This window comes from Subtercola sp. Z020, from assembly GCF_002931235.1.
Taxonomy (GTDB): Bacteria; Actinomycetota; Actinomycetes; order Actinomycetales; family Microbacteriaceae; genus Subtercola.
The window spans coordinates 1-6,147 of the sequence record NZ_PSTT01000061.1; the positions used below are offsets into that span (position 1 = coordinate 1).

5 protein-coding genes are annotated in these 6,147 nt (G+C 69.4%); all 5 read right to left on the reverse strand.

The genetic code is table 11. The features are described from left to right. Positions 1 to 418, reverse strand: a 418-nt coding sequence (gene rbfA / locus C5B96_RS07920; RefSeq protein WP_104244654.1) for a 30S ribosome-binding factor RbfA, incomplete at its 3' end; no start/stop codon positions are given. A gap of 151 nt (positions 419 to 569) precedes the next feature. Then, positions 570 to 3,605, reverse strand: coding sequence for a translation initiation factor IF-2 (gene infB, locus C5B96_RS07925; RefSeq protein ID WP_104244656.1), 3,036 nt, complete (start codon positions 3,603 to 3,605; stop codon positions 570 to 572). A gap of 89 nt (positions 3,606 to 3,694) precedes the next feature. Beyond that, positions 3,695 to 3,952 (reverse strand): YlxR family protein, encoded by a 258-nt coding sequence (locus C5B96_RS07930; protein ID WP_104244660.1) that lies wholly within the window; start codon positions 3,950 to 3,952, stop codon positions 3,695 to 3,697. Between the two features lie 66 nt (positions 3,953 to 4,018). Further along, a complete protein-coding gene (gene nusA / locus C5B96_RS07935) occupies positions 4,019 to 5,023 on the reverse strand; it encodes a transcription termination factor NusA (protein WP_104244658.1) in 1,005 nt (334 codons plus the stop codon). Positions 5,024 to 5,091: 68 nt separating this feature from the next. Beyond that, positions 5,092 to 6,117, reverse strand: a complete 1,026-nt coding sequence (locus tag C5B96_RS07940) for an NAD(P)-dependent oxidoreductase (protein WP_104244662.1) — start codon at positions 6,115 to 6,117, stop codon at positions 5,092 to 5,094. Between the last annotated feature and the right edge of the window lie 30 nt (positions 6,118 to 6,147).

The following is a 6,147-nucleotide window of genomic DNA, read 5'->3' on the forward strand; positions in this document are numbered from 1 at the left end:
CCTGCTGACCGAGGCGCGGAACCGCGATGCCGAGGTCGAGACCCTCGCGCGCGAGGGTCTCGACCTCGGCATCGCGGTTCCGCGCCTCGGTCAGCAGGCTGTCGATCAGCTTCGCGTTCTCGGGGATGCCGTCGGCGATGAACTCTAGAGACGGCGTGAGGCGCGACGTGATGTTCTTGCCGACCTCCGTGCGCAGCATCCCGGTCGCCGACTTCAGGGCGGCCGCGCTGTCGGCGCGTTCCTCGTCGGTGCCGTAGACGGTGTAGAAGATGGAGGCGTGCTGCAGGTCGCCGGTCACCTTGACGTCGGTGATGGTCACGAACCCGATCCGCGGGTCTTTGATGCCGCGTTCGAGCTTCTTGGCCACGATGACCTTGATGCGGTCGGCCAGTTTTCTGGCCCGTGCTTCGTCGACCATGGGGTGCTTCTTTCTGTGGGTGAGGGAACGGTGCTGCAGGTACTGCGGCTGCTGCGGGTACTGCGGCGGCCGCAGGTTCCGCGACTCGTCTGGTGTGACGAAAGCGGGGCACCCTGGGTCACAGGATGCCCCGCCGGGGGTTCAGCTACGCTCAGCCGCGCGGCTTCTCCTTGAGTTCGATCGTCTCGATCTCGTCGCCGATCTGGATGTCGTTGAACTTGCCGAGACCGATACCGGCCTCGAAGTCCGTACGGACCTCGGTGACGTCGTCTTTGAAACGACGCAGCGACTCGATCGCGAGATTGTCGCCGACCACGACGCCGTCGCGGATGACCCGCGCCTTGGCGTTCCTCGTGATCGTGCCGGAGCGCACGATGACACCCGCGATGTTGCCGAACTTGGAGGAACGGAAGATCTCGCGGATCTCGGCCACACCCGACTGAACCTCTTCGAACTCGGGCTTGAGCATGCCCTTGAGCGAGTTCTCGATGTCTTCGAGCGCGTTGTAGATGACCGAGTAGAACCGCACATCCACACCCTCGCGGGCCGCACGTTCGCGGGCCTTCGGGTCGGGGCGCACGTTGAACCCGATGATGATCGCGTTGTCGATCGTCGCCAGGTCGACATCGGATGCCGTGACGGCACCCACACCGCGGTGGATGATGCGCAGCTGCACCGAGTCGTCGACCTCGATCTTGAGCAGCGACTCCTCGAGTGCTTCGACAGCACCGGAGACGTCACCCTTGATGATGAGGTTGAGCGACTCGACCTTGCCCTCTTCGAGAGCCTTGGTGAAGTCTTCGAGCGAGATGCGCTTGCGGGCACGGGCCAGCAGGGCGTTGCGCTCGACGGCTTCGCGCTTCTCGGCGATCTGGCGGGCGGTGCGGTCCTCTTCGATGACGAGGAAGGTGTCACCGGCGCGGGGCACCGACGACAGACCCTGCACCTGCACGGGGCGGGAGGGCGTTGCGGCCTGAACCGCGACACCGTTCTCGTCGTGCATGGCACGCACGCGGCCGTAGGCGGTGCCTGCGACGATCGCGTCTCCGACCTTCAGCGTTCCCGACTGGATGAGCACGGTCGCAACCGCACCACGGCCCTTGTCGAGCTTCGCCTCGATGGCGACACCACGGGCATCCTTGTTCGGGTTGGCCCGCAGGTCGAGACCCGCGTCTGCGGTGAGCAGAACGGCGTCGAGCAGCCGGTCGATGTTGACGTTGTTGCGCGCCGACACGTCGACGAACATGACGTCTCCGCCGTACTCCTCGGCGACCAGCCCGAACTCGGTGAGCTGCTGGCGCACCTTGGCCGGGTTGGCACCCGCGACGTCGATCTTGTTGACCGCGACCACGATCGGCACGTTGGCCGCCTGGGCGTGGTTCAGCGCCTCGATCGTCTGCGGCATGATGCCGTCGTCTGCCGCCACCACGAGAACCGCGATGTCGGTGACCTGCGCACCACGGGCACGCATGGCGGTGAACGCCTCGTGGCCGGGGGTGTCGATGAAGGTGATGGCGCGATCGATGCCCTCGTGCTCGGTGACGACCTGGTAGGCACCGATGTGCTGGGTGATGCCACCCGCCTCACCGGCGACGACATTCGCGTTGCGGATGGCGTCGAGCAGCCGGGTCTTACCGTGGTCGACGTGACCCATGACGGTGACGACCGGCGGGCGGATCTCGAGCTCTTCATCGGTCTCGTCGGCGAGTTCCTCGTCGATGTCGATGTCGAAGCCGAGCAACAGCTCGCGGTCCTCGTCTTCGGGCGAGACCATCTGGATCTTGTAGCCGAGCTCCTCACCGAGCACACCGAAGGTGGCCTCGTCGAGCGACTCGGTCGCCGTCGCCATCTCACCGAGGTGGAACAGCACGGTCACCAGGTTGCCCGGGCTCGCGTCGATCTTGTCGGCGAAGTCGGTGATGGATGCACCGCGGCGCAGGCGCACCACGGTCGACCCGTCGCCGCGGGGCACACTGACGCCACCGAGCGAGGGGGCTTCCCTCAGTTCGAACTCTGCTCTCTTCGTACGCTTCGACTTGCGCGCCTTGGCACGACCGCCGCCACGACCGAAGGCACCTGCGGTACCACCGCCGGGACCACGGCCACGACCGCCGGCACCACCCGCGGGGCGCGGAGCGCCGAACGTGTTGCCGGGTGCAGCACCGGGAGCGCCACCGGGACGGAACCCGCCGGCACCGGCCGGGCGAGCACCACCCGCGCCGCCGGGGCGGAAGCCACCGGCACCTGCGGGGCGCGTGCCGAAGCCGCCGGGGCGGTTGCCCTGGCCTGCACCACCCGGGCGCGGAGCACCGGGGCGGGGTGCGCCCGGGCGCGGGGCGCCGGGGCGGGGGATGTTGCTGGGCGTCGCGCCACCGGCAGCAGGAGCACCGGGACGGGCGCCCGCAGCGGGCGCCGCACCCATGCCCTGCGACGAGGCGAACGGGTTGTTGCCCGGGCGCGGGGCGCCGGGGCGCTGCATGCCCTGCGACGAGGCGAAGGGATTGTTGCCCGGGCGGGGGCCGCCGGGGCGCGGGATGCTGCCGGGGCGAGGTGCGTCGCCACCCGCGGCAGGCGTACCTGCCGAGGCGGTTGCGTCGCCCGAAGCGGAACCCGAGCCGGCGGTCGTCGCGGGCGCACTCGGTGCGGCGCTCGACGACGGGGTAGCGGAGCCGCCGGCGGGTGCCGCGTCAGCGGCCGGAGCCTCAGCCGAGGCAGCCGGGGCGGGCGAAGGGATAGCGGTGCGCGACGACTGGCTCTTCGGCGGAACCATGGCGCCTGAGCGACCCGGGCTGGCCGGGGTGCGCGGAGCCTGGTCGCTCGAGGAGCTGCCACCCGCCGTCGGGGTGGCGGGCGTCGTCGACACGGGTGCCGACGGGGCCGCGGGGGCCGGCGCCTTGGGTGCAGCGGGGCCGGGACGGCCGCCACCCGGGCGTGCGGCTGTCGCCGTAGCCGTGGATGCACCGCTGCCGGTGCTGCTGCTGCCGGCTGCTGCACCGGCGGCGCTCGCTCCGGCGGGTGCCTTCGCGCTTTCGGCCTGCAGCGCCTCTTTCAGGCGCCGGGCGACCGGGGGTTCGATGCTGGACGACGGGCCCTTGACGAACTGGCCCATCTCTTTGAGCTTGGCCAGGGCGACCTTGCTGTCGACGCCGAGTTCGCTTGCGATCTCGTGTACGCGTGGTTTTGCCACAATTCTCCTTGTTCGGGCCGTGACCCCGAACAGGGACGGCCTCAATTACGTGCGGAACTCATTTCGAGCCGCTCATCAGTTGGTGCTCATTAGTCGTTCACAGTGGCGTTCAGCCTTGTCTCTAGTTCGGACATGTCGAGTTGCTTCTCAGTACGCAGCGCCCGGCCGAAGGCCCGACGCTTCACGGCGTTCTGAAAACACTGTGTGGTCTCGTGCAGATACGCACCGCGCCCGGGCATCACAGCGCCGTCATCGACGACAAGCTGGGAGTTCTGGGCCACCACCCTCAGAAGGGAGGATTTCTCGGCGCGTGCTCGGCATCCGACGCACGTTCTTACAGGCTCCATCCTAACACCGCCCCCCGACACCCGACCTGTTGCGGCTCGGGCATGGCGGGCATCCGGATGCTCGTGCTAGTCATCCTCGAGGATGGAGTCGGGCTGGATGTCGATCTTCGCCCCGGTGAGCTTCGCGGCCAGACGGGCGTTCTGCCCCTCCTTGCCGATCGCCAGCGACAGCTGGTAGTCGGGAACGAGCGCGCGCACGGCCTTCAGCGACGCATCGATCACGAACGAACTCGTCACCTTGGCCGGTGACAGCGCGTTGGCGACGAACGTCGGCAGGTCTTCGGAGTAGTCGACGATGTCGATCTTCTCGTTGCCGAGCTCGTTGGTCACCGCTCGCACCCGCTGGCCGAGTTCGCCGATGCAGGCGCCCTTGGCGTTGATGCCGGGTTCGGTCGCCCGCACCGCGATCTTGGTGCGGTGGCCCGCCTCGCGGGCCAGCGACACGATCTCGACGACGCCGCTCGCGATCTCGGGCACCTCGAGCGCGAAGAGCTTGCGCACGAGGGAGGGGTGCGTACGCGACACGGTGATCTGCGGGCCCTTCAGCCCGCGGCCGACGGCGGTCACGTAGACCCGGATGCGGTTGCCGTGCGTGTACGTCTCGCCCGCGACCTGCTCCTCGGGCGGCATGATCGCCTCGACGGTGCCGAGGTCGACGTGGATCATACGCGGGTTCGGACCCTGCTGGATGACGCCGGCGACGATGTCGCCCTCGCGCCCCTTGAACTCGCCGAGAACGGCGTCGTCGGCGATGTCGCGCAGGCGCTGGTTGATGACCTGCTTCGCCGCGAAGGCGGCGATGCGGCCGAAGTCGCTCGGGTTGTCTTCGCTCTCGCCGATCAGGACGCCGTCTTCGTCGAGTTCGGGCACGAAGATGCTGACGTGACCGGTCTTACGGTCGAGGTGCACACGGGCCTTCGCGGCCTCGCCGGCCGGAGCAGCGTGCTCGGCCTGGTCGGTGTGCTTCAGGTAGGCGGTCAGAATCGCCTGCTCGATGATCTGCACGAGCTCGTCGAAGGGAATCTCTCGTTCGCGTTCCATGAGCTTGAGCACGCTGAGGTCGATATCCACGGCCGGCCTCCTTTTCTGACGTATTCAGTTTCGGTGAATCAGACCGCGCGGTGGCCCGGTCCAGCTTTCTAGGATAGCCGATCCCCCGGTGCCGTGGCGTACCACTGGCGAAGCCGGGCGAGCCCGTCGTCGAGGCCGATCGTCGGCTGCCAGGCGAGCAGAGCGCGCGTGCGGCGCTGGTCGTACCAGTGCGATGTCGAGAGCTGCTCCGCCAGGAAGCGGGTCATCGGTGGCTCGTCGCGGCCGGGCCGTACGGCCCAGATCCGCTCGATCAGGCCGCCTGCCTCCCGCGCGATCGACGCCGGAACGCTCCACGCCGGGGCGGGAACGCCGGCGGCCGCACAGATGCCGGCGAGCAGTTCGGCGACGGTGCGCGGCTCGCCGTTGGTCACCACGAACGACTCGCCGTGCGCGCCCGGTGCCTCCGCCCGGTCGAGCGCAGCGACGATCGCCGACGCTGCGTTGTCGACGTAGGTCGTGTCGATGAGGGCGAGGCCTCCGCCGAGCAGTGGCAGGCGCCGACGGCTCGCCCGGTCGACGATGCGCTCGATGAGTTGGGTGTCACCCGGGCCCCAGACGATGTGCGGGCGCACCGCCACCACGCTGAAGCCGGGGCGGTCCGCCGCCAGCGCGATCAGCTCGGCGGCAGCCTTCGAGCGGGCGTACTCGCCCCTGGCCCGCGCGGGGTCGGCGGGCAGGGCGTCGTCTCCCGTGATCGAGAGCCCGGCGTGCGCGACAGAGGGCGACGACACCATCACGAAGCGTGCGGCTCCCGCGCGCTCGGCGGCCTCCACGAGAGAACGGGTGCCCTCCACGTTCACGGCGTCGAACTCCTCGGGGCGCCCGGCGAACGACACCTTGGCAGCGAGATGGATGACCGCCCCGACACCTTCGACGGCGGCCGTCACGGCGCCGGGGTCGGTGATGCTCCCCCGGGCATCCACCGCCCTCTCGACGCCCGAGACACCGCGCTGGAACGTGCGCACCTCGTGACCGGCCGCGAGCACACCGCGGGCGACGGCGCGGCCGAGCAGCTCGGCCGCGCCGTTGCCCGCGGGGTGCGCGCGGCCGGACGCGAGGTGCGCACGTTGCAGCGCGGTGTGTCGGGCGTCGACAGCGCGGTG